The 24,221-nt window shown below is 64.6% G+C and carries 21 protein-coding genes; 9 read left to right on the top strand and 12 right to left on the bottom strand.

The genetic code is table 11. The features are described 5' to 3' along the window. Positions 1–5 precede the first annotated feature (5 nt). A complete protein-coding gene (locus PCA31118_RS04455; protein ID WP_150623279.1) occupies positions 6–905 on the bottom strand; it encodes a LysR family transcriptional regulator in 900 nt (299 codons plus the stop codon). 193 nt (positions 906–1,098) lie between these two features. Here PCA31118_RS04455 and PCA31118_RS04450 point away from each other — a divergent pair, with 193 nt between their 5' ends. The 9 genes from PCA31118_RS04450 (at position 1,099) to PCA31118_RS04410 (ending at position 13,246) form a co-directional block, all read left to right on the top strand. Continuing rightward, positions 1,099–2,829, top strand: a complete 1,731-nt coding sequence (locus tag PCA31118_RS04450; protein ID WP_150623277.1) for an FAD-dependent monooxygenase — start codon at positions 1,099–1,101, stop codon at positions 2,827–2,829. A gap of 172 nt (positions 2,830–3,001) precedes the next feature. After that, positions 3,002–4,408: an MFS transporter gene (locus tag PCA31118_RS04445; protein ID WP_246190050.1), complete on the top strand. Its 1,407-nt coding sequence runs from the start codon at positions 3,002–3,004 to the stop codon at positions 4,406–4,408. A gap of 112 nt (positions 4,409–4,520) precedes the next feature. Further along, complete coding sequence (locus tag PCA31118_RS04440; RefSeq protein WP_150623275.1) at positions 4,521–5,384, top strand: fumarylacetoacetate hydrolase family protein; 864 nt, start codon at positions 4,521–4,523, stop codon at positions 5,382–5,384. 58 nt (positions 5,385–5,442) lie between these two features. Beyond that, entirely contained in the window at positions 5,443–6,414 is a 972-nt protein-coding gene (locus tag PCA31118_RS04435; RefSeq protein WP_150623273.1) for a VOC family protein, read from the top strand. Between the two features lie 63 nt (positions 6,415–6,477). Then, positions 6,478–7,638, top strand: coding sequence for a porin (locus PCA31118_RS04430; RefSeq protein ID WP_150623271.1), 1,161 nt, complete (start codon positions 6,478–6,480; stop codon positions 7,636–7,638). 232 nt (positions 7,639–7,870) lie between these two features. Beyond that, positions 7,871–8,368 (top strand): sigma-70 family RNA polymerase sigma factor, encoded by a 498-nt coding sequence (locus PCA31118_RS04425; protein ID WP_150623269.1) that lies wholly within the window; start codon positions 7,871–7,873, stop codon positions 8,366–8,368. Between the two features lie 132 nt (positions 8,369–8,500). Beyond that, the gene (locus tag PCA31118_RS04420) at positions 8,501–9,568 is read left to right on the top strand and encodes a FecR family protein (RefSeq protein WP_150623267.1); all 1,068 of its coding nucleotides are present in this window, start codon (positions 8,501–8,503) and stop codon (positions 9,566–9,568) included. 76 nt (positions 9,569–9,644) lie between these two features. Continuing rightward, positions 9,645–12,227 carry a TonB-dependent receptor gene (locus PCA31118_RS04415; RefSeq protein WP_150623265.1) on the top strand — a complete coding sequence of 861 codons (2,583 nt, stop codon included), beginning with the start codon at positions 9,645–9,647 and terminating at the stop codon, positions 12,225–12,227. 206 nt (positions 12,228–12,433) lie between these two features. Further along, positions 12,434–13,246: an IclR family transcriptional regulator gene (locus PCA31118_RS04410; protein ID WP_246190049.1), complete on the top strand. Its 813-nt coding sequence runs from the start codon at positions 12,434–12,436 to the stop codon at positions 13,244–13,246. Between the two features lie 30 nt (positions 13,247–13,276). On the opposite strand, the gene PCA31118_RS04405 is transcribed toward PCA31118_RS04410, so the two are convergent. The 11 genes from PCA31118_RS04405 to PCA31118_RS04355 all read right to left on the bottom strand — a co-directional run bounded on the left by PCA31118_RS04405 (position 13,277) and on the right by PCA31118_RS04355 (position 24,192). Continuing rightward, complete coding sequence (locus tag PCA31118_RS04405) at positions 13,277–13,780, bottom strand: flavin reductase family protein (RefSeq protein ID WP_246190048.1); 504 nt, start codon at positions 13,778–13,780, stop codon at positions 13,277–13,279. Positions 13,781–13,875: 95 nt separating this feature from the next. Beyond that, positions 13,876–14,304, bottom strand: a complete 429-nt coding sequence (locus PCA31118_RS04400; protein ID WP_150623261.1) for a MaoC/PaaZ C-terminal domain-containing protein — start codon at positions 14,302–14,304, stop codon at positions 13,876–13,878. Next, the gene (locus tag PCA31118_RS04395) at positions 14,301–14,786 is read right to left on the bottom strand and encodes an FAS1-like dehydratase domain-containing protein (RefSeq protein WP_150623259.1); all 486 of its coding nucleotides are present in this window, start codon (positions 14,784–14,786) and stop codon (positions 14,301–14,303) included. Before PCA31118_RS04395 ends, PCA31118_RS04400 begins: the two co-directional genes overlap by 4 nt. Positions 14,787–14,868: 82 nt before the next feature. Next, positions 14,869–16,035, bottom strand: a complete 1,167-nt coding sequence (locus tag PCA31118_RS04390) for a thiolase family protein (RefSeq protein ID WP_150623257.1) — start codon at positions 16,033–16,035, stop codon at positions 14,869–14,871. Continuing rightward, a complete protein-coding gene (locus tag PCA31118_RS04385; RefSeq protein WP_150623254.1) occupies positions 16,032–17,219 on the bottom strand; it encodes an acyl-CoA dehydrogenase family protein in 1,188 nt (395 codons plus the stop codon). The genes PCA31118_RS04390 and PCA31118_RS04385 overlap by 4 nt, the downstream gene beginning before the upstream one ends. 64 nt (positions 17,220–17,283) lie before the next feature. Continuing rightward, positions 17,284–18,462: an acyl-CoA dehydrogenase family protein gene (locus tag PCA31118_RS04380; RefSeq protein ID WP_174990322.1), complete on the bottom strand. Its 1,179-nt coding sequence runs from the start codon at positions 18,460–18,462 to the stop codon at positions 17,284–17,286. After that, positions 18,459–19,538: an ABC transporter ATP-binding protein gene (locus tag PCA31118_RS04375; RefSeq protein ID WP_150623251.1), complete on the bottom strand. Its 1,080-nt coding sequence runs from the start codon at positions 19,536–19,538 to the stop codon at positions 18,459–18,461. Before PCA31118_RS04375 ends, PCA31118_RS04380 begins: the two co-directional genes overlap by 4 nt. After that, positions 19,538–20,620 (bottom strand): ABC transporter ATP-binding protein, encoded by a 1,083-nt coding sequence (locus PCA31118_RS04370; RefSeq protein ID WP_150623249.1) that lies wholly within the window; start codon positions 20,618–20,620, stop codon positions 19,538–19,540. The genes PCA31118_RS04375 and PCA31118_RS04370 overlap by 1 nt, the downstream gene beginning before the upstream one ends. Next, on the bottom strand, positions 20,620–21,519 hold the full coding sequence (locus PCA31118_RS04365; protein WP_150623247.1) for an ABC transporter permease: 900 nt from the start codon (positions 21,517–21,519) through the stop codon (positions 20,620–20,622). The genes PCA31118_RS04370 and PCA31118_RS04365 overlap by 1 nt, the downstream gene beginning before the upstream one ends. Continuing rightward, positions 21,512–22,429 carry an ABC transporter permease gene (locus PCA31118_RS04360; RefSeq protein WP_150623245.1) on the bottom strand — a complete coding sequence of 306 codons (918 nt, stop codon included), beginning with the start codon at positions 22,427–22,429 and terminating at the stop codon, positions 21,512–21,514. The genes PCA31118_RS04365 and PCA31118_RS04360 overlap by 8 nt, the downstream gene beginning before the upstream one ends. After that, positions 22,426–24,192, bottom strand: a complete 1,767-nt coding sequence (locus PCA31118_RS04355; RefSeq protein WP_174990321.1) for an AMP-binding protein — start codon at positions 24,190–24,192, stop codon at positions 22,426–22,428. The genes PCA31118_RS04360 and PCA31118_RS04355 overlap by 4 nt, the downstream gene beginning before the upstream one ends. Between the last annotated feature and the right edge of the window lie 29 nt (positions 24,193–24,221).

Below are 24,221 nucleotides of genomic sequence, written 5' to 3'. Positions count from 1 at the left end.
CTTCTTCACCTCAGCGCCTCCGCCACCAGCTTGCGAAACCAGCGATGCCCCGGATCGTTGTGAAATCGCGGATGCCAGAATTGCCGCACCGTCAGATCCGGCAGTGAGATCGGCAATGCGAACACGTCGACGTTGGCCAACTTGCCGAAGAGGTCGGCCAGCTCGTTCGGAATGACCGCCACGAAGTCGGAATTCGCCACGAGCCCGGGCACGGCGAGCAAGTACGGCACTTCCACCCCCACGTTCAGGCGCGTGCCACGCTTGCGCAATTCCCCCGCAAGCAACTCGTTCGTCATCGCCAGCGTTGCGGCGACGACGTGTCGCGTCTTCATGAACGTCTCGGCGTCCATCGGCGCCCCACCTGCCTGCCTGCGCGGCATCCTGCGACGAATCCCCACCAGCGAACGGGTGAACAGTCTCTGCTGGTGCAAATGCTCGCCCATCCGGTCGAGATACCCGATCGCCAGATCGGCCTCGCCGTCCTGCAATGTCGTGCCCAACTCGCTCGCCGGTACCTGAATCGGTCGCAGTGTTGCCATGGGCGCCTGCTCGGCAAGCGCCGCCAGTAATCGCGGCAGCAGCACGATCATGCCCATGTCGCTCAGGCAGACGGAGAACGTGCGACGTGTCTGCGTCGGCTCGAATGCCTGCGCGCCCAGTACGTCTTGCCGAATCAACAGCAACGCACGCGCGACGCCTTCCGCCACTCGCTCGCCCGTGGGCGTCGGCGCCATGACCGCCCCGGCGCGCACGAACAGATCGTCGCCGAAGCGAATGCGTAACCGTCCCAGCGCATGGCTGACCGCCGGTTGCGTCAGCCCGAGCCGTTGCGCCGCGCGCGATACGCTGCGCTCCGTCATCAACGCATCCACGACGTAAAGAAAATTCAGATCGGGATATTCCATGCATGTCTCCTCGTGGTGGCTGCGCTCGGTTGCGTCTCAGGCCATTCCTTCGCACCTATGCTGCCCGAGATTATGCATTCAATTCATATTCAATATGATTTCCATTGCATAGATTTATACAGAGGCCCGCCGTACCTTTACGCCAACACGCCGCGACAGGCGTGGCGAAGAAAGGCATCAGGAGACGACGGAAATGGATTGTGACGTTTTGATCGTGGGCGCCGGCCCGGTGGGATTGTTCCTGGCGGCATCGCTGGCGCAGCAGGGACTTAGCGTTCAGGTGTTCGACGCGAAATCGGGGACAAGTCAGCATCCGGCCGCCAACGCCAACAGCGCGCGCACGATGGAGCACTTCCGCCGTATCGGCGTTGCGGCACACATCCGCACGCTCGGTCTGCCGCAGGACCAGCCGCAGGACGTGGCTTACTTCACCACGATCTCCGGCTATGAACTGGCTCGCCTGTCGCTCCCGGCGTCGCGCGACGCCGTCGCTTACGCCAAGGCACATGGGTTCACCTGGCCGACGCCCGAGCCGCCGCATCGGTGCTCGCAGCTCTACATCGAACCGGTGCTGCTCGACGCCGCACGCCGACAGGCGACCTGCACCGTGCACTTCGACGCGACCGTCACCGACATTGCGCAGGATGCCCAGAGCGTGACGGCGGTTGTCACGCTCGCCGCCACGGCCGATCGCCCGGCGCAAGTGCGCCGCGTGCGCGCCCGCTATGCCGTGGGATGCGATGGGCCGCGCAGCTTCGTGCGCCGTGCGCTCGGCCTGCGCTACGGCGGCGTGGCGAACGAAAAGCGGACGTTCATGGGCGGCCAGATGGAGGCCGTGTACTTTTACGCCCCCCGCCTTGTCGAAGCGAGCGGCAAAGCCGCAGCGTGGCAATACTGGACCTTCGGCCCGACTCAGCGCGCATTGATCGTGTCGGTGGACGGACGCGGGCACTTCATCATGAACGTGCAACTTCAGGGCGACGAAGCGCCATCGGAAGACGTCGTGCGCTCGCGCATCGCGCAGGCGCTCGGTGCCGACATCCCGTTTGAAGTCAAAAGCTCGTCGGCATGGACGGCAGGCCATGCGCTGGTGGCCGAACGTTTCGTCGACGCCCGGGTATTTCTATGCGGCGACGCCGCTCACCTGTTCACACCCACGGGCGGGCTGGGTTACAACACTGGCATCGACGACGCGGCCAATCTCTCGTGGAAGCTCGTGGCGCTGGTGCGCGGTCGCGCCGGGGCGGCACTCGCGCAAAGCTACGATGCGGAACGCCGTCCGGCGGGTGAGCGCAACACGGCCTTCGCACGAGACTTCGCCAACAGCATCGGCTATGTCTGCCTGCCCCCCGAAGCGTACGAACCCGGTCCGGCAGGCGACGCCGCACGGCGCGCCGTCGGTGACTACCTCGCCTTTCACGCACACCACGAATTCGTGATTCCGGGCGTGCACCTCGGCACGCGCTACGAAGGGTCGCCACTGATCGACACCGAGCCCGGCAGTCCGCCCGCCGACAATGCGAATCTCTATGTGCCGAGCGCCCGTGCCGGACATCGTGCGCCGCACGCATGGCTCGCCGACGGCACATCGTTGTACGACGCCATGGGTCCACAGTTCACGCTGCTGTGTCTGGACGCCCCGGCGCCGGACGCCTCGACGCTTCAGACGGCGCGAAACGTGCTCGGCGACCTCGCCATCGTCTCACCGAGACAAGCCGACCTGCCCGCACTCAAGCCGCTCTACGAGCGCCGCTACGTCCTGATTCGTCCCGACCTTCATGTGGCGTGGCGAGGCGACGCGCTCGACGACAGGTTCCACGCCGCCATGCGCCGAAGCCTTGCCCTCGATGCGAACGCGCCACCCGCCGCAACGCCGGCGCCATCGGCCGTCGTGGACACGCCGGACACGCTTTTGACGTCGTGAGACGTCAGCTCAGGCGATCGTCATGACGTCATAACGCTACAACGCCACAACGCTATCGCGCCCACCCCGTTCCGAGCTTTTCCTCTGCGCCATGCCGGCCACGCACGACGACAACAGACGCCGGCAGTCGCAGACCGGTGAGACCGTCACCGGCAACCACCAGGAGACAACGATGTACGCAAATTCAACGTCGCAATCGGCGACAACGGCCAAACCGGACACGCAGGCCGCCGGGGAGCATCGCCAGCCTCGCGCGGGCATGACCGCCCTCCAGCGGCTCACGCTTTTTCTGTGCTTTCTGATCGTTGCGGCCGACGGCTTCGACGTGGCCAGCGTGGGTTACGTAGCCCCCTTGCTCAAGCGCCAATGGTCGCTCAGCGCCGCAGAACTGGGGCCGGTGTTCGGCGCTGGGCTCTTTGGGCTGACGATCGGCAGCTTTCTCTTCGGGCCGCTTGCCGACCGGATCGGCCGCAAGCGCGTGATTCTGATCTCGATGTTCCTGTTCGGGCTTGGCAGTCTTGCGTGCGCCTGGTCGCCGTCGATCGGCTGGCTCGTCTTCCTTCGGTTTCTGACGGGTGCCGGGCTTGGCGGCGCCATGCCCAACGCCATTACGCTGTCGTCGGAATACAGCCCGGCGCACAACCGCGCGTGGCTCGTGACTCTCATGTTCTGCGGCTTCACGCTGGGACTCGCGTGCGGCGGCTATGTGGCGGCGTGGCTGATCCCGCATTTCGGCTGGCACGGCGTGTTCGTGTTCGGCGGTCTCGTGCCGCTGGCCCTGTTGCCTGTCGTGGCGTGGAAGCTGCCGGAGTCGCTGCGCTTCATGGCCGCAAAGCCTGCCTTCGCCACGCAAATGCAACGTACGCTCGTGCGTCTGGGCGAGCGCGGCGCCGCCGCGTTTGAAGCAGAGTTCAAAGCCGAGTTCAAAGCAGAGATGGCAGCGGAACGAAACACGGTGGTCGCCACGTCGGACGAGCGGCCGGTCGCCACCTTGTTCAACGCCCACTACCGCACCGGCACCCTGCTCCTGTGGCTGGCGTTCTTCTGCACGCTGTGGGTCTACTACCAGATCAGCAGCTGGCTGCCCACGGTGCTCACCGAGAGCGGCATCGGCGTCGCCCACGCTGCACAAGTAGGCGCGATGCTCCCGATCGGCGGCACGCTCGGCTCTCTGCTCAATGCCCGGCTGATGGATCGCTTCAATCCGTTTGTCGTGCTGGCGATGTCCTACATGATCGCCGCCGTGTCCATCGCGCTGATCGGGATATCGGTGAATTCGGCCACCTTGGTGTTCGTCACCGTGTTCTTCGCCGGCTTTGGCCTCTCGGGCGCGCAAACCGGTGCGAACGTGCTGGTGGCAGGCTTCTACACGACCGGCGCGCGGGCGACCGGGGTGAGTTGGGCACTCGGGGTCGGCCGCGTCGGCTCGATCATCGGCTCCATGACCGGCGGCGTGTTGCTCGCCACCCTGGGGTCGGTGCCCGTGTCGTTCCTCGTCTTCGCACTGCCCGCCGTCATCGCCGGTCTGGCCATGATCGCCAACGGCCTGCGCTACCGGAAGCCCTCCCCGGCCATCTGAATTTCATCGGCCCTCATTCGAAGCCGAATGTCGGTACGCGCATGTGCATGTACCGGTGTCGACGACCATCTGACCATTCATCCATTCAACCCACAGCTTTCAGGAGTCCACCATGCGCTTTGTCAGTTTTGAACTCGATGGCAAACCCCGTCTCGGCATTCGCGAGGCCGACCGTATCCGGATCCTCGGCGACTTCGCCCTCGAAGACTTGCTTGCGAACGACGTCGATCTCGTCGCCTTCGCGAACGCCAACACGTCAACGGACTACGTCAGCGCGGACGCCGTTCGGCTGCTGCCGCCGCTGCGACGCCCGCCCAAGATTTTGTGCGTCGGGCTGAACTATCGCGACCATTCGGCGGAGAGCCAGTACGCGCAGCCTGATTACCCGACGCTCTTTACCCGCGTGAACACGAGTCTTGTCGCCCACGACGCACCGATTGTGCGACCGGCTGTGACGGACAGCGAAGGAGTCGACTACGAAGGTGAGCTGGCCGTCGTCATCGGTCGCGGTGGACGTCATATTCGCCGTGAAGACGCCCTGCAACACGTGGCAGGTTATTCCGTGTTCAACGACGGATCGATTCGCGAATATCAATTCAAGACGCCGCAGTGGACGATGGGCAAGAACTTCGACGCCACCGGCGCGTTCGGCCCCGATCTCGTGACTGCCGACGAACTGCCGGCCGGCGCGCGCGGTCTGCTGCTGCAAACGCGTCTGAACGGTCAGGTCGTGCAGTCGGCCAGCACCGACGACATGGTGTTCGATGTCGCCACGCTCATCGAAGTGATCAGCCAGGGCATCACGCTCGAAGCCGGTGACGTGATTGTCGCCGGCACACCCTCGGGCATCGGCTGGGCGCGCACCCCCAGGCTGCTCATGCGCGCAGGCGATGTGTGCGAGGTCGAAATCGAGCGCGTCGGCCTGCTGCGCAACGCGATTGCCGACGAAGCCGCGCTGCCCCGCTCGCGCGGCTGACCTCGTCGCTCTGCCGGTGCGCCTCCCGGCGTGCCGCGCAGCCTCACTGGAGGACGTCATGACCGTTTCGCCAACGCCAGACAAGATGCGCGCCGTACATTCGATCGATCACTTCGCCCTGCACGTACCCTCGCTCAGGCAAGCGCACCACTTCTTCACGGCCTTCGGGCTGGATGTGCGCGAAACCACGTTGCATGAGACGGCGCTCGAACTGCGCGCCGATGACGGCCATCGCTGGGCGCGCCTGCTGCCCGGCGACGGCAAGTCGCTCGCCTACCTGCTGTTCAATTGCTTCGCGCAGGACTTCGACACCATCCGGGCGCAGGTCGAGGGCACCGGCGCGCCGTTGGCCGATGCCCCGGCAGCCCTTGTCCGGGACGGCGCTTCGCGACAGGAAAACGGTGTCTGGTTTCGCGATCCCGACGGCAACCTGATCGGCGTACGCGTGGGTCCAAAGACATCGCCCGACGCGAAGCCGCCGTTCGTGGTCAGCGCCAGCGGCGTCGGCGAACGAGGTTCCCGGACTCGGCACGACGTGACGCCGGTGCGCCCGCGACGGTTATCGCACGTGCTGCTGTTCACGCCAGACGTGCAACGCGCGCTGGCGTTCTATCACGCAGCGATAGGGCTGCGGCTCTCAGATCGGTCGCGAGACCTGATCGCCTTCACCCACGCACCGCACGGTTGCGATCATCACCTGCTGGCGTTCGCAAAGAGCCACGCGCGCGGCTGGCATCACTGTTCGTGGGATGTGGCGAGCCTGGACGATGTCGGCAACGGCGCGGCCCAAATGGCCGCCGCAGGTTATCGACGCGGATGGGGGACGGGCCGACACGTGCTCGGCTCGAACTACTTCCACTACGTACAGGACCCGTGGGGATCGTTCAGCGAGTTCTCTGCCGATATCGACTTCGTCGCGAAAGGCCGCGCATGGCCCGCTGGCGACTTCGATCCCGAGGACTCGCTGTACCTGTGGGGCCCCGACGTTCCGGACGATTTCATTCGCAATACCGACACACCGCCCGCCTGAGCGGCGCGCACCCTACAGACCAGACTGACTGGCGTCGACAAGGAAAAGGACAAGGAGACAGACATGAAAGCAGCAACGTTGCGCCTCGCAGGCGTAGCGGCGGTCGCGCTCGCCTGCACGGGGCCGACACCCGTACTCGCGCAATCCAGCATTCAGCTGTACGGCGTGCTCGACACGGGCATCGAATTCGTCACGCATGCCGGACCGTCCGGCGACAACCTCTGGCGCGTTCCGGGCATTACCGGGACCATGCCGTCGCGCTGGGGCATTCGTGGCAGCGAAGACCTCGGTGGCGGTTTGCATGCCCTCTTCACGCTGGAAAATGGCTTCAACGTGCGTGCAGCCGACGTGAATCAGGGCGGACGGCTGTTCGGTCGGCAGTCGTGGGTCGGCCTGCAGAACGACTGGGGCACGTTGAGTTTCGGGCGTCAGTACTCGATGACGTTCTGGGCGCTGTCCGACGCCGACATTCTTGGGCCGGACATCTACGGCGGCCTGGGATCGTTCGACGCCTACATTCCCAATGCGCGCAGCGATAACACGGTCGCGTACAAGGGAACGTGGCAGGGACTGACCGTTGGCGCTACGTGGTCCTTCGGCCGCGACAGTGGGGGTACCGGCAATTCGCCGGGTCAGGGAACGTGCGCCGGGAACGGCACCGGCGCGAACGGCTCGCCGGCGTGCCGTCAGTGGTCGGCGATGTTGCGCTACGACGCATCCGCGTTCGGCGTGGCGGCGGCCTATGACCAGCAACGTGGCGGGCCGGGCGCCGCCGCGAGCTTTTTCGACGGTGTCGCGCCAGTCGCCATTACCGGCAGTGGTGCGACCGACGCGCGCATCCAGCTCAACGCCTATGTCAAAGGCGACAAGTGGAAAGTCGGCGGCGGCTGGCTTGGCCGACGCGTGAGCACCGACGCGCCTACCCTGCCGGGCGTCAATTCCGACATGTTCTATCTCACGGCGTCGTACGCATGGCAGCCGCAGTTCGTGATCGACGGCGGCGTGTACCGGATCGTGAACACGCAACACGACACGCGTGGCACGATCGCCGCGTTGCGAGGCACATGGCTGCTTTCGCGGAGATCCGCCGTGTATCTGCAAAGCGGGTATCTCTTCAACAGCGCGCACGCGGCGTATACGCTCAGTCAGGGAGGCGCGGGCGCTTCGCCCAACGCCGGCGTGAACCAGCTGGGCGTGATGGCCGGGGTAAGGCATACGTTCTGATCGCGCGTTCGTCTGGCGGCGACGGCGCACACGCGTGTGTCGCCGCCATCCACTATTGACCTGAATTTGAAATGAAATGATAATCAGTCGCATTTGATAGTGGTACTCGATACGCCGAGCCAACAGGCTCGGCTCCCGGACTTCTCGTGCGTTTCTTCTCTCCTTGTAATCGTGCTGACTGCCGTGCCTCCCGCCGCACCGCAGCGACCGGCCGCTCCACGCCGCTCGTGTGATGGCAGCCTCCACGCGCCCGCGAGGGATCTTCGCCTACTACGACGAGTTGCTTCGCACGTGGACGGGAAAGCTCAGCAACCGCCATCAGGCGGAAGACCTGGCACAGGACTCGCTGCTCAGAGTCCTTGAGCTGAAAACGCCGCCGGAACAGCCACGCGCCTATCTGCACCAGACCGCCCGCAACATTGCCGTCGATGCCTACCGGCGCGAAGGCGGACGCGAGCAGACGACGCTCGACGCACTCGCGGAGTTCGAAGCCCCGACGGGCAATCCGGAAGACGAGGCGCACGCGGTACAACTCGCGCAGGCGATCGAAGCGGCATTGTCGGAACTTCCGCTCAAGTGCCGGCAAGTCTTCATCTGGCAGCGAATCGACGGTTGCAGCCAGCAAGAGATCGCCGAGCGGCTCGATCTGTCGAAAAATATGGTCGAGAAGTATATGATTCGGGCGATGAAACATCTGCGTGAACGCCTCGGCCCGTTAAGTCCCCAGTAAGGCGTGAGTTCGTGACCCTCTTCCCGTCGACTCCTATTTCTCCCCTGCCCGAGCGGCAGTTCAGTCAGATGCGCAGCGTTTGCCCTGCTCCTTTCGGTGCCCCTCTCGGTGCCCCTTTCGGTGACGATGTCGATGTCGCGCGCTGAACGTATTCGCGAGGAAGCCGCGCGATGGTTCGCCAAGGCGCATGGCGGCGCATTCTCCGATGCGCAACGCGCTTCGCTCGACGCGTGGCTGTCGGCCGATCCGCTGCACCGCGCCGAATACGCTGCATTGACGCGCGTATGGCAGGCGGCCGCGAGTGTGCCGTCGGCGCGGCTGCGCGCGCTGGCCGAACCGGAGGCGGCAGGTGTCGGCGCGACATTGTCGGGGCGGCGCGTCGCGAACCGATGGATCGCTCTCGCATGCGTTTGCGTGCTGGCGGTCTCGCTTGGCGCGATGGTACTGCCTGCGGTCAATCGGTCGATCCAGGACATGGCCGCGGTCTCGCCCACAAGCCCGGCGTCGGAGCCGGGGGCTGAGTCGGGGGCGGAGTCGGCGCAGGCGCAGGAATTCTCGACCCGCCCCGGCGAGCGTCGCACCGTGACGCTCGCCGACGGGACAGCCGTGGAGCTCAGTACCCGTACGCGCATTCAGGTGAACTACACCCCGGCGCAACGTAGCGTCACGCTCCTCTCGGGCGAAGCGATGTTCTCGGTGACGCACGACGCCGCGCGGCCGTTCGTGGTGGATGCGGGCGTCGGCCGGGTGACCGTCACGGGCACCCGCTTCGATGTGCGCCGTGTCGCGAATGGTCTGGCCGTTGCGGTCGAATCGGGCGCTGTCAGGGTCGAGGGTGCCGGGGCACGCGCGCCGGCTGGACAGGCAAAAACGTCTGCGCTGCTCACGGGCGGGTTGGGCACGACGGTGGATGCCGACGGTGCGGTCGCCTCTCCCGGACCGGTGAACCTGTCAACGGCGCTGGCCTGGCGCGACGGCAAACTGGTCTTCCAGAACGCGACGCTCGCCGACGTGGTCAGCGAAGTCTCGTTGTACCGACGATCGCCGGTCGTGGTGGCCAACGACGCCGTCGGGCAACTTCGCGTGAGCAGCGTATTCAGCGCGGACAACACCGACGATCTGCTCGCTGCCCTGCCCCAGTTTCTGCCGGTCACGGTGCAGACGCTCGCAGACGGCAGCGTAAAAATTTCGTCGAAGTGATTCAGGTTTTTGCACGGCGTTTCGTCTTCTGATAGTTCGCCCACATCGCTGAGCGGCGAACCCATCAAAATTCGAAATGAGACTCAACGCCGTGAAAGGTTCTACGTACGCCCGCGCTTCTCAATCGCACCGGTCCCACCGACTGCAGCGACCACAACAATCACAGCCGTCACGCCGTCCACACACGGCCGCATCGGTGATTTTTCTTGCGTCCCTGGCGGCCTTGACGGCACTAAGCGCTCAACCGCAACGGGCGGCGGCGCAGCAAGCGAGCGGCAAGTCCGCTGCCAGCGCGAGTGCCGCGATCGACGTCAACGTGCCGGCGCAATCCTTGTCCGATGCGCTCGTGCTCTTCGGGCGTCAGGCCAATCTGCAACTGTTCTTTTCGCCCGACCTTGTGAGTGGCAAGACCTCGCCTGCCGTGCGCGGGACGATGAGCGCGGAAGCCGCATTGACGGCACTGCTTCAGAACAGCGGGATAAGCTACCGACGAAGCGGCAATCAGGGTTACGTGCTGGTCGCGGCATCGGAAAAGCAGGCCGAGACGCCGGCCGCACCCGGGAGCGCGACGTCGCTCGCACTGGCCCCGGTCGAGGTGACCGCCTCGCGCACGTCGAGCGATCTGGTTCGTCCAACGCGTCAGGTCACGGTCATCGAACGGGCTGAACTCGACGAGCTCAAGACGGCATCTGGCAATCTGGCGACCGTGCTGGCCAAAGTCGTGCCGGGCATGGCCGACTCCAGCCGCACGGTGACGGATTACGGGCAGACCCTTCGCGGGCGAGGCATGCTGGTGCTGCTCGACGGCGTGCCGCTGAACACCAACCGCGACTCGTCCCGCAATCTGGCAAACGTGGACCCGGCGCTGGTGGAGCGCATCGAGGTATTGCGGGGAAGCAGCTCGATTTATGGCGGTGGCGCCACGGGCGGTATCGTCTCCATTACGACACGACCAGCCGGCGGTGAGCCCAAAGCCGATACCACGGTCTCCCTGAGCTCCCCGCTGTCGCGATTGCGTGCAGACGGCCTGAGCGCGGATATTCAGCAGCACTTCTCCGGCAGTCACGACATGATCGATTATGCGTTCGATGTCGGGGGACGCCGGATCGGCAACAGCTATGACGCTCGCGGCAATCGCATTGCCCCCGAGCCAAGCCAGGGCGACCTGTTTTCGTCGAACAATTACAACATCGGTGGCAAGCTCGGCCTGCGTTTTGCGCCGGATCAGCGTGTGCAGCTCTCGGTCAGCCACATCAACTCGTCGCAGGACACGAGTTACGCTTCGGACCCCTCGGTCGCCCGCCTGCCGGCAGGCAGCGTGCCCGCGCGCGGCATCGGCGGGCTTCAGATCGACGAGCAGAACCAGATACGCAATACGCTCGTCAATCTGGAATACGAGCACCGTGACCTGCTGGGCAGTCAGGTGTCCGCCCAGTTCTACTATCGCGACTACTTCACCCGATTCACACCGTTCGACGCGCGTGCCGTGGCCACGCGTGGTGCAAACGTCGACCAGACGATGCAGGATTCCACGGTTTTTGGCAGTCGTCTGACGATCAAGACGCCCTTTGGCGCCGACAAAAAGACCCGACTGGTGTGGGGCATGGACTTCGAGCAGGAAAAGAGCGACATGCCGCTCGATATCTTCGACCCGAAGCTGTATGACGCCAGCGGCGGCCGCATCTTCCGCAAGATCGGTGAGGCCACCTATCTGCCGCCGCTCACGACGCGCAGCCTGGGCGGATTCGCGCAGCTTCAGCACAAGTTCGACGAACACTGGTCGACAGAGGGCGGCCTGCGCTACCAATATGCGACCGCAAGTTTCGACGACTTCGTGCCGCTGTCCCAATCGAAAGTCGCGAATCCCATGAGCGTGCGTGGCGGCACGGTGAACTACAACGCGGTCCTCGGCAACATCGGCGTGACTTACTCGCCCATCAGGGGCCATGAGTTCTACGCCGCATTCAGCCAGGGCTTCAGCTTGCCGGACATCGGCGTTCAGGTGCGCAATGCCCGACCGGGATTCGACATCAATTCGTCGGATCTGCGTCCGGTAAAGACGAACAATTACGAGCTGGGATGGCGTGGCGTCTTCGGCAACACCCTCACCTCGCTCGCCGTGTTCTACACCACGTCCGATCTCGGCGATGTTCAGAGCTTCAACAATGGCCTGATCCTCACGCGCACGGCGGAAAAGATCTTCGGGGTCGAGGGGGCGGCGGACTACCTCTCGGAGGACGAACGTTGGGGGCTGGGCGGCACGTTCACCTGGATGCAGGGCCGCGAGACACCGCAGGGCGCAAACAGCCAGGACATGGGCGGTTACCGGATTCCACCGCTCAAGCTGACGGGCTACGTCCAGTTCAAGCCCACGCCGAAGTGGAGCAACCGACTCCAGCTGACGTACTTCTCGGGCCATGACTACCGTTTGAATGGTGTCAACAGCTTCGGTCGCATGGACACGACAAGCTACACGACGGTCGACGTGATCAGCCGCTACGAAGTCACGAAGCGCGACACCGCGACCCTCGGCATTCAAAATCTCTTCAACCGGTATTACTACCCGCTGTACAGTCAGTTACTCAGAAACAGCAACAACACGAGCCACTTGCCTGCGCCGGGCATCACGCTGACTGCGACGTATCAACACCGGTGGTGAGCACGTGACGGCCTGATTTCGGAATCGGACCGGCATAGAATGGCCGGTCCGGCAGTCGCGCAATGGTGCCTCATTCCTCGGAACGGATATAGTACGATCTCGTTATTCCGCAGCCCATTGCGACCACTCTTCCGCCCTGTTCCATCGTGCCCACGAAAAGCGTCGACATCGCGCCCAAGGTTCCCAAATCGAAAACCAAAGCCAGCGTGCCGGACCTTCCGGAGCGCAACGCCGTCAACGCGCCGCCGCTTGGCACGCAGAGCATTCACCGTGCGGTGACGGTGCTGCGCGAAGTGGCCGCGCACGGCATGAAGGGGCTGCGGCTGTCCGACATTGCCGATGCCCTTGGGCTAGAACGCCCGACCGCCCATCGCATCGTCAAGGGGCTGGTCGCTCAGGGCATGCTCATGCAGAACCGCGACACCCGGCACTATCACCTGGGTCATGTCGTGTATGAGCTGGGTTTGGCTGCGTCGCCGCATTTCAGCCTGCGCGAGCTTTGTCAGCCGACGCTGCAAACGCTGGCGGAGAAGTCCGGCGACTCCGTTTTTCTGATGGTGCGCAGCGGGCTGGACGCCGTTTGCATCGATCTGCTCGAAGGCGGTTACCCGATTCAGACCCGTACGCTCGAGATTGGAGGGCGCCGCCCGCTGGGCGTTGGCGCGGGCAGTCTTGCGCTACTCATCTCGTTGCCCGCCGACGAGCGCGCACGCGTGATGCAGACCAACGCCGAACGCCTCGCGACCTTCGGCAATTTCTCTCAGGCACGACTTGAGAAGGCGATTGCCGCGTCGGCCGAAGCGGGCTATGCGATCAATGAAGAGGACGTGCTGCCGGGCGTCTCCGCCATTGGCATGTCGATCCGTCCGCGTCAGGGCGTACCCTATGCCGCGATCAGCATCGCGGCCATCGAGTCGCGGCTCTCCGGCGCCCGGCGCGCAGAGATGGCCAAGTTGCTGCAAAAGGAAGTGCGCGCGCTCGAGAAGAAGCTGGAAGCCGAATCGCAACTCTGGGAATGACGGCCTTGCCGTGACGGGAGCTGTCCCCTCTTACCCCATCGTCAGATCCGGGTGCGGTGTCGGCACGCCGTAAGCCCCGCCCGCGTAGAGCAGCGGCACGCGGTCGCAGTGATGCAGGTCCATGACCTCGCCGACGAAGATGAAATGATCCCCGCCCTCGTACTTGAACGCCAGCGTGCATTCGAACCACGCGACACACCCGTCGAACAGCGGCATGCCGCCGCGACCGCTGCGCCATTCCACACCTTCGAATCGGTCGGCAATCGGTGAGGCGAAGCGTGCCGCGAGCGGCATCTGATCCGCGCACAGCACATTGATCGCAAAGCGGCCCGATGTCTCGAACACCTCAAGACTGCGTGAGCGCTTGTTGATGCTCCACAGCACCAGTGGTGGCGAGAGCGACACCGAGTTGAACGAGTTCGCCGTGAGACCGACCGGGGTGCCATCGGGCATGGTGGTCGTGACAATGGTCACGCCGGTGGCGAAGCGCCCCAGCGCGTGACGAAAATGGCTGGCATCGAACGTCGTATTCACGGAAACCTCCTCGAAAGACGTCATGACTATGTCGATTCATCGCGCCGAGCGACACCTTTGCGCGACTGCATCGCGTTGCCGTTAGCGCGTTGTCGTCAGCGCGTTTGTGGCGCGGCCACGACCGCTGCGCCGCTCGCGACGGTCTTGTCGCCCACCTGCGCCACGATCTCGCAGCGCAGACGCCGACGTCCATCGCTGCCCGGCGCGCAATCCGCCACCGTGCCGACGACCCGGACAACGTCGCCCGGTCGAACAGGCGCATTGAAGCGCGCCTCGATGTCGACGATCGCGGCGGCCGGTCCAGCCCAGTCCGACACCGCACGCCCCATGAACGCCATCGTGAGCATGCCGTGCGCAATCACGCCGCCCAGTCCCGCCTCCTGGGCGTAATGCTGGTCGTAATGGATGCGGTTGTAGTCGTCCGATGCGCCTGCGTAACGCACGAGCTGCGTCGTCGTTACCGCAGGCATCGAAAGCGTGAAGGTGTCGCCTACCCGCGCCTGTGACAGATGCGTACTGCTCATGCCAAACTCCCCGATGCGACTTGCTGCGCGGACCGATAAACGGTGGTCCGGCGCACGCTGAACACGCAGTCCCGCGCGACGCCGTCCGCGCTGATGAGAAAACCCGACATCACCTGGCGCAGCAACGACATCGCGCCCCGCGTTCCCGTCTTCTCGTCGATGCCGACGAGTTGCCACTGACATTCGAACCGCATGCCCGCGATGATGGGACGATGGTAGTGAAACCCCATTTCGCCCGCGACGATCCGACGCCGGTCCAGGGTTGCGATCCACGGCAGATCGTTCGGCGCGCGAAAGCAGGTCGGGAACGTTGGCGGCGCAATGATCCCCTCATACCCTTGGGCTCGCGCAAAGGCATCGTCGCGATAGAGCGGGTTATCGTCGCCGATCGCATCGGCGAACTTGCGAATCGCGCCGCGCTCCACTTCCACCACAAACGGGGGCGCGCTCGTGCCAATCAGCGAATGATCGATTTCCGTCATCGTTGCCCTCTTCCTTCAATCCTTCAATGCTTGTTCGTCGACGGTTGCCGTTGCGCGACGGCAAGCCTCGCTACGAATCCCTTCATTCAACCCGTTCGACGATCGTCGCCGTGCCGAGCCCACCACCGCAGCACATCGACTGCAATCCGTACAGACCGCCACGCAGTTCCAACTCGTCCACGAGTCCCGCCATCAGGCGAGCGCCTGTCGATCCGAGCGGGTGACCGACCGCGATGGAGCCACCGTTCACGTTCACGCGCGAAAGATCGGGTTTCATCTCGGCGAGCCATGCGCCGAGCACCGACGCGAAGGCCTCGTTGATTTCGAAGAGATCGATGTCTTCGAGCGCCAGTCCACTGCGCGCGAGGATTTGCTGCGTCGCCGGAATCGGGCCGGTCAGCATCATGGCGGGATCGACGCCGACCACATATTGGGCACGTAGTACGGCGCGCGCGCGCAGCCCATACTCGCGCGCCTTCGCCGCCGTCATGAGCAATACGGCCGCGGCGCCATCCGAGACTTGACTTGCATTGCCTGCCGTTACCCGACCGTCCTCCCGGAACGAGGGCTTCAGCGTGGCGAGCTTCTCGAGCGACGTGTCACGACGTACGCCTTCGTCACGCGCCACGACCTGTCCGTCAACGCCGGTGACCGGGATCATCTGACGCGCGAGACGGCCTGAATCCTGCGCCTGCGCGCTCAATACATGACTACGCAGGGCCAACTCGTCCAGATAGGGGCGTTCTAGCTTCCAATGCGCAGCGATGCGCTCGGCGGCAATGCCCATGGACGGCATCGAAAAGCGCTCGACCAGCGATTCGGGATAGCGCCGTCCGTAACGCGTATCGTCGTTGCCACCCTGGGTTGTCGACATCAGCTCCACGCCCCCGGCGATCACCACGTCGCACGTCCCGCTGCGAATCAGGTTGTCGGCGAAGTGGATCGCCTGCTGCGACGAGCCGCAGGCGCGCTGCACGGTCGTGCCCGGCACGGTGAACGGGAGGTCCGCCATGAGCAGCGCAGTGCGCGCAATGTTGCCCGCCTGCTCGCCCACTTGCGTGGCGCACCCGGCGACCACGTCGTCGACATCGCTTCCGGGCAAACCGTTGCGCGTGAGGACTGCGCTCAGCACCTGTGCGAGCAGCGCGGCGGCATGCCACTCCCTGAGCGCCCCATTGCGACGCCCCACCGGGGTACGCACGACATCGACGATGACCGGATCCCGGTCGGCCAGTGCAGACGCCTTCATTCGCCCGACTCCCCGGCCTTGGGCGCCCACTGGCTGTTCTTCCGTCCGAGCAGGTGGCCCGCGATCATGTTCTTGTGGATTTGCAGCGTGCCGCCGTAGATCGATCCGCCGCGCACCTCGCGATACAGACCTTCGACCGGGTACTCGGCCATGTAGCCATAGCCGCCGAGCAATTGAATGGCGTCGTCGCAGATCTCTTTCGCAGCCTGTGCGACGTAGACCTTGGCAACCGACGTTTCCAGCGGTGACGGCAACCCGCTCGCGGTGTTCGACGCCGCCCGGTAAGTCAGCATCTGCGCGGCTTCGAGCTTGACCTTCATGTCGGCCAGCATCCATTGAAGCCCCTGAAAGTCCGCAAGCTCCCGCCCGAACTGCTTGCGCTCCTGCACGTACTGCAACGCAAACTCGAACGCGGCCTGGGCCGAACCCAGCATGCGCGAGATGCTGCCCAGCCGCTCCACGTTGTATACGCTGATGAGCTTCGCAAACGCCCGGCTCTCGGCAAGGATGTTGGCCTTGGGCACCCGGCAGTCGTCGAAGTACAGCTCGTACTGCCGCTCGCCGGCCATGTTGAGCGTACCGCCGCTGCACGTGAAGCCCGGCGCGTCGTGCGGCACCATGATCGCGCCGATGTCACTCGCCCGGCCCGTGTTGCCGAAACGGCAATACAGCATGGTGTAGTGATGCCCCTTGGCTGCGCTGATGAAGATCTTCTGCCCGTTGATGACGACGTCGTCGCCCTCGATGCGAGCGCGCGTTTTCATCGCCGTGGCGGCCGACCCGGCATCGGGTTCGGTAATGCCGATCGACACGCCGATCTCGCCGCGCGCCACGCCGCCCACGAAGCGCGACTTCTGCGCCTCGGTGCCGAGTTCGAGCACGGCGCCGATCGCGCCGGTGGACGTGCGGTGCGCCAGACCGCCCAGCGTGGAATCGACCCGCTGAATGGTCTGAATCAACAGCAGCGTCTCCAGCAGTGGCAGACCGACGCCGCCATATTCCTGCGGCATGTTCAGGGCGAGCAGACCGGCCTCGGCCATTTGCTTTCGCAGTCGTTGCAACGGTGCGAAGTCGCCCTTCGTTTCGGCCTCGTGGGCCTCCTTCGCCAGCGGCTGCAACTGGCGACACAATTTTTCCGTCGCGTCGATCAATTCGCGCTGCGATTCGGTGAGCTGAAAATCCATGGAAACTCTCGAAGACTTGGTTGACGTGGGCGAGCCCGGCGAGCTCGTCGTGAACGTGCGGCGCTCAGCGCTGCAACGTCGAATCGAAGGATTCGCCAAGCTCGGCGGCCCCCACGATCTGCGCCGTCTTGTCGTGCCCCACGTGCAGGATGTGCGTGTTCAGGTCGCGGATCAGGCGTGCCAGCGGAAACTCGTCGAACAGTGCCGTCGAGCCGGCCAGCATGATCAGCGTGTGCGACATCTCCAGCGCAGCATGTGCGCAGATCGACTTTGCCTGCATGGAGATCAGCTCCGCACGTTGCACGTCACCGGCGCGCCACGCATCGATGGCGTTCTCGAAGACGACCTGCGCCCCATGCAATTGCGTCTTCGCCTCGCCCATGCGCAATTGCACGAACGGATCCTTGCCCCGGCCGCGCTCGATCAGGCTTTGCCGCACCCACTCGTACGCCCCTTCGATCATGCCGAGATAGTTCGCAGTGAACCCCAGATGGAAGCGTCCCTGCCAGCGCCCGCGCGGGTACACCCCCGGCTCGCCGAGGACATGCAATTCGTCGATGAAGACGTCATTGAGATAGATCTCCGGGCTCGGGCACACGCGCATGCCGGTCGGACGGTACCAGTCGTGATTGATACTGAGCCCTTCCATGCCCGGCTCGACGATGACCATCAAATGCGACTTGAAATACTCGGTCTCGCCTTCGATGGTCGCGAACACGATGGCCACGCCGTTTTCATAGCCGTTCGTCGCGTAATTCTTGTTGCCGTTGACGATGTAGCCACCGTCCACCTTTTTGGCGGTGGTCTTGAGCACGTACATATGCTTGCGCCCCGCCTCGCTGCCGACGAATGACGACACGCTCATCTTCTGCGTCATCGGCTTGACGAAGCGCTCGCGCTGCGCGTCGGTGCCCAGTTCGTCGAGCGCCCAGGCCACGTGGTTCTGCACCTGCATGCAGTGCGCCGTGCCGGGCGAGACGCGTGCGACGCGCCGCATCGCCTGCAGGAACGTTGCCGGATCGGCGGACATCACGTTGCTGCCCAGACCGCCATGTTCCTTACGTACGGTCGCGGTCAGCAGTCCCAGCTCGAACAGGTCCTGCAGGTTCTCGAACGGCATGGCGGCCGCGTCGTGGTATTCACGCTCGCGAGCCGGGAAACGGCTTTGCACCACCGACTCCAGCGCTGCGAGCACATCGGGGTTGCCCTGCCTGGACAACGAAGGGGTTTCCGCAAAATTCATGTTGCCTCCTGAAAGGGGACCGCCTGAGCCTCCGGAGCGGAGGTCTTGGCGGTTTCTATCGCTTTCGGGCCGATGGCGCGCGCAGCGGTGTTCGCTGTCGCGACGGGAATCGTCTCCGCGAAATGACATGTCACCCAGTGGCGCGGGGCAATTTCCCGCGCAACCGGCTTTTCCTCACGACACCGCGCCGCCGCGTGTGGGCAACGGGGATGAAACGGGCATCCCGAGGGGGGATTCATCGGCGACGGGATTTCGCCGGCCACCGCCTGGGCGTCCCGTGCGTCGGTCGCGCCTCGGGCATCGACGGACGCAATCAACGCCTGTGTGTACGGGTGGCGTGCGCCGCGCATGAGCGTGGCGGTGTCGGCCACTTCCATGAACTCGCCGAGATACAACACGCCGATGCGCTGGCTCATGTAAGCGACCACCGCCAGATCGTGCGAAATCAGCAGATAGGTGAGATCGAGCGTGCCCTGCAAGTCCTTGAGCAGATTCAGAATCTGCGCCTGAATGGACACATCGAGCGCGGACACCGGTTCATCGAGAATCATGCAGCGAGGGCTCAGGCTAAGCGCTCGCGCGATGGCCACGCGCTGACGCTGGCCGCCCGACAACTCATGGGGGAACTTGCGCGCGGCGCCCGCTGGCAGGCCGACGAGTTGCAGGAGTTCCTCGACGCGCTGCAACCGCTGTGGGTCGCCAAGCGTGCGATGAATGCGTAACGGTTCGTCGATGATCCGACCGATGCGCATGCGGGGATTGAGCGCGCTATATGGGTCTTGCAGCACCGGCTGCAGCATGCGGTGAAAGTGCGCGCGAGCCGGAGCGCTCAACTGCCCGACATCCTGTCCGTCCACTTTCACTTCGCCGCTCGTCGCCGGTTCGGCCAGCATCAGCATCTTGGCGATGGTGCTCTTGCCGGATCCGGACTCCCCGACGAGACCGAAGGTCTCGCCCGGTTCGACCTCGAACGTCACGCCGGCCACGGCATGAAGGGGGCGAGCGCGTCCAAGCAACCCGCGACGCACGTCGTAGGTCTTTCTCAGGTTGCGCACGCTAAGGTAGGGTTGAGGCATCACGCCACCTCCCTGCGCAGCCGCGTTGCATGGTCCATGACCGTCTCGGCCTGGCTGTCGGCCTCCACCCCACCTTGCCTGCCTTGCGCGCCTTGACCCGCACTGCGCCACAAGGTCATCGCCTGCCAGCACGCGCTGCGGCGCGCCGCACCCTGCCATTCGAACCAGTCCGGGTACTGGTCGCGACACTGCTGCGTGGCGTGCGCGCAGCGTGGCGCGAATCGGCAGCCCTGCGGCCACTCGGTGAGGCCGGGCTGCTGTCCGGGAATCGCTTCGAGACGCTGTTCGTAACGGCCCAGCGACGGCACGGCGCGCAGCAGACCTGCGGTGTACGGGTGCGCCGGACGCGCAAACACGTCGGCAATCGGTCCCGACTCCACGATGCGACCGCCGTACATGATCGCCACGTCGTCGCAGAACTGCGACGCAAGGTGCAGATCGTGCGTCACGAAAATCAGCGCCATGTTGCGTTGCTGCTGAAGCTCTCGCAGCAGTTTGAGGATCTGCAACTGCACGGTGACGTCGAGCGCCGTCGTCGGCTCGTCGCAAATGAGCAGATCGGGCGAGAGCGCGATGTTGATGGCGATCGAGACGCGCTGGCGCATGCCGCCGCTGAACTGGAACGGGTAGCTATTCAGGCGTTCCTGCGCGGCTGGAATCTTCACGCGCTCAAGCGCCTCCACGCAAAGGCGGCGCAACTCGGCCTTGTCGCGAATGCCCCGATGCACACGGAAGATCTCTCCGACCTGATCGCCAATGGTGAGCAGCGGGTTGAGCGAAGTCATGGCGTCTTGCAGGATCATGCCGATCTCGCGACCGCGAACCTTTGCCATGTCCGCTGCCGACAGTTGGGTCAGATCCCGGCCCTTGAAGTGCACTTCGCCTTGCACCACTTTGCCGTTCGACGGCAAGAGCCCGAGCAGCGAGTTGCACGTCATGCTCTTGCCTGATCCCGACTCGCCCACGAGGGCGAGCGACCGCCCTGCTTCGACTCGCAAGCTCACGTTGTCCACGGCGGTGACCACGCCGTGCTTGCCGCGCAGCATCGTCGTGAGGTGCTTCGCTTCGAGGAGTGCCGTCATTACCACACCCTCGACATCGTCGGGCTTAGCCGATCGCGCAGCGCGTCGCCAAGCTGGTTGGCCAGCAGCACCGTGACCATCAGCACCATGCCGGGAATGCCGCAGATCCACCACGCGGTCTCGAGGTAACCCCGGCCATCGGCAATCATTGCGCCCCACGACGGGGTGGGCGGTTGAACGCCAAGGCCGAGGAACGACAGCGTCGCTTCGAGAATGATGATCGTGCCGATATCGAGCGTGGCGAGCACGATGAATGTGTTGACCACGTTCGGCACGATGTGCGCGAACATCACCCGAGCGCGCGATGCACCGGCGAGTCTGGCGAGCAGTACGAAGTCGCGCGAGCGCAGCGACAAAGCCTCGGCGCGCGTCACGCGTGCGAAGCGCGCCCAGTTCGCCAGACTCAGCACAATCACGAGATTGAAGACGCTAAAGCCAATCGCGCCGACGAGCACCAGCGCAAGAATCACCGCCGGCAGCGCGAGCTGAATGTCGGCAACGCGCATGGCGACGGCGTCGGCCCAGCCCCCCAGATAGCCGGCCGCGATGCCGAACAGGCTGCCGAAAATGCCGGCAATCAGCACTGCGCAGAACGCGACATAGAGCGAGATCTGCGAGCCCCACACCACGCGCGACAGCAGGTCGCGCCCCAACTGATCCGTGCCGAACCAGTGGGCGGTCGAAGGCGGTTTGAGGATGTCGCTCAGCGAAATCGCGTTCGGGTCGTACGGGGCGAACCACTGTGGCGCCAGGGCGACGACCACGAGGGCCACGGCCAGCGTCAGGCAGGCCCACAGTTGCGCGTCGCGCCATCGCCGTCGGCGCGCGCGTGCCTGCGGCACCGGCACGCTTAGCTCGGCGGGCCGCTGCTGCAGGTCATGGGGAGTGACTTCATGCATAACGAATCCTTGGATCGACATAGGCGTAGAGCACGTCTACTGCCAGGTTCAGCAAGGTGAAGATCAGCGCACCGACGGTGACCGCTGCCTGCACGACCGTGTAGTCGAGATTGGAAATCGAATCCAGAATCAGGCGGCCGATGCCCGGCCACGAAAAGATGAACTCGACGGAGACCGCGCCGCCCATCAGAATGCCGAACTGCAACGCGGTAAACGTGATCATGGGTAACAGCGCATTGCGCAGGGCGTGCCGAAAGATGATCGTGCGCTCGGGCACACCCTTGATGCGCGCGAATTTGATGTATTCCGTATCCAGCACTTCCGACATGCTCGAACGCGTGAGCCGCATGATCCCGGCAGCGGAATACCAGCCCAGCGCCACCGCCGGCATCACCAGATGCCAGAACGTGCCGTACCCGTTGGTGGGAAACCAGGACAACTGGATCGAGAACAGACGGATGAACAGCAGACTGAACAGGAACGGCGGCGCCGCCTGCCCAAGGACTGCAAACAGCTTGGCGCATTGGTCGACGGCGCCGCCACGACGCACCGCAGCGATCGCGCCGAGCGGCACCCCCACGAGAATGCCGAGGCCGAGCGCCGATGTCGTGAGCAGCAGCGTTGGCCCCAGCGCGCCCAGCACCACGTCCAGCGCCGGTCGCGAGAACCGGTACGACATGCCGAGCTGGCCCTGAAGCAGATGCAGAAGGTAGCTGCCGTACTGCACTGCGACGGGGCGATCCAATCCCATCTGATGACGCAGCAGTGCGCGGTCGGCTTCCGTGGCTTCCGGAGGCAGCATCAGGTGCGTGGGGTCGCCGATGAGGCGCACGATCAGGAAAATCACGAGCGTGACGAGCAGCACCGTGATCAGAGATTGCGCCACGCGGCGTGTCAGATAGCGGATCATGCGCGCGCTCCGGTGTCGGTCGTGTCAAGCGGCGGCGTGTCCGCGCCCGCACTCAGCTTTTGCGCCGCGCGATCGCGCAGTTCCAGCTTGCGGATCTTCTGACTGCCTGTCAGGGGCCACGCATCGATGAACTCGACGTAGCGCGGCACCTTGTAGCTTGCAATGTGCTCACGGCAATACTGCTGCAGCTCGAACGGCGAGATGTCGGCCCCCGCCTGCCGCTCGATGTAGGCGAAGCCGACCTCGCCCAGCCGCGCATCGGGCACGCCGACCACCACCGCCTGACGCACACCGGGGTACGTTTTGAGAAAGACTTCGATCTCCTGCGTGGCGACGTTAAAACCGCCTGGCTTGATCATCTCCTTGACCCGACCGCGGTATGTGAGATAGCCGTCGTTATCGAGCTCCCCCAGATCGCCTGTGAGCAGCCACCCGTCGGCGTCGATGGCCTTGCGATCCTCGTCGGGCATGCGGTAGTAGCCTTTCATGACCACATAGCCGGAAACGCAGATCTGTCCAACGGACCCGGCAGGCAGCACCTTGCCCGTCTCGATATCCGTAATGCGGATTCTCACGCCACGTACGGGCCGTCCGTTGGTACGTGAGCGCTTTTCGTACGGGTCGTCCCAGCGGGTGCGCACCACGGCGTTGGACGTCTCGGACATGCCATATGCGCTCACGAGCTCAGGCACGTTCAGGGTGCGGCTCACCCACTCGAACGATGCCGTGGGCAACGGCGCTCCCGTGCCTGTGCGCAGGCTGGAGAGGTCGTATTTGCCGATATCGGGGAACGCCTTGAGATCCTGCACGATGGTATCGACGAAGAAACTCACGGTGATGCGCTCGCGCTCCACGAGCTCGCAGAAACCCTTCGGCGAGAATTGGTCCGCGATAATCATCGCGGCGCCGGAGAGCGCCATGGCGAGCGTATAGAACGTGCCGGTGGCGGTAAAAAGCGGCACGCACGAGAGATAGCGATCGTCTGCGCTCAGCCGCAGGCACTGCGCGGCGTACTGGTTGTTCGCGAGGAGCGCGCCGTGTCGCACCATCGCCCCTTTCGGGAACGACGTCGTGCCGGATGTGTAGAGGATCTGTGCGACATCGTCCGGCTTCACCTGGGCGAAGCGGCGCTCCAGTGCGCCGTCGTTGAGGCACGACTTCCCGTGGGCCTCGATGGCGTGGAAATTCTCCATGCCGCCCGGCAGCGTGCGCTCGGTCGGCAACCCGATGACGCGGCGCAATGCCGGCATCCGCTCGCAGCGCCAGGCGCCGCGCCGCTGCGTGGTCCACTCGGGATCGAGCTGCGCGAGGATGTCGAAGTAGCGCACCCCGCGCTCGGACGCCCCGCCCCCGCGCTCCTGCACGATCAGCGTGGTCGCTTCCGACTGTCCAAGAACATACGCGACATCGCTGTCGCGAAAGCGCGTGTTCACGGGCACGAGCACCGCGCCGATGAGCGGCACCGCCCAGCGAGCGATGAGCCACTCGGTGTTGTCGGCCATCCATAGCGCGACATTCTCGCCGGGGCCGACGCCCAACGACATCAGCCCGCGCGCAAAGCTGCGGATGCGCAGCGCGAGTTCCGCAAAGGTCAGGCGCATCTCGCCATGGACCACGGCTTCGCGTTCGCCGTGGGCATTGGCGATCCACGTGAGCGCGCTTGCGAAGGTCTCGTGCGTCCAGTCGATAGCGTTCGCCCGGACGGCCGCCGCCGCAGCGCTCGGGCGTGCGGTGGCCCGTGCGCTATCGTCGTCTCTGTTCATGATGGGATTCATCGGTTCGCGTACTTTTC

It is taken from the genome of Pandoraea captiosa, from assembly GCF_902459775.1.
In the GTDB taxonomy this organism is placed as follows: Bacteria; Pseudomonadota; Gammaproteobacteria; order Burkholderiales; family Burkholderiaceae; genus Pandoraea; species Pandoraea captiosa.
The sequence above is the reverse complement of the archived record's forward strand: the minus strand, read 5'-3'. Positions and strand labels throughout refer to the sequence as shown.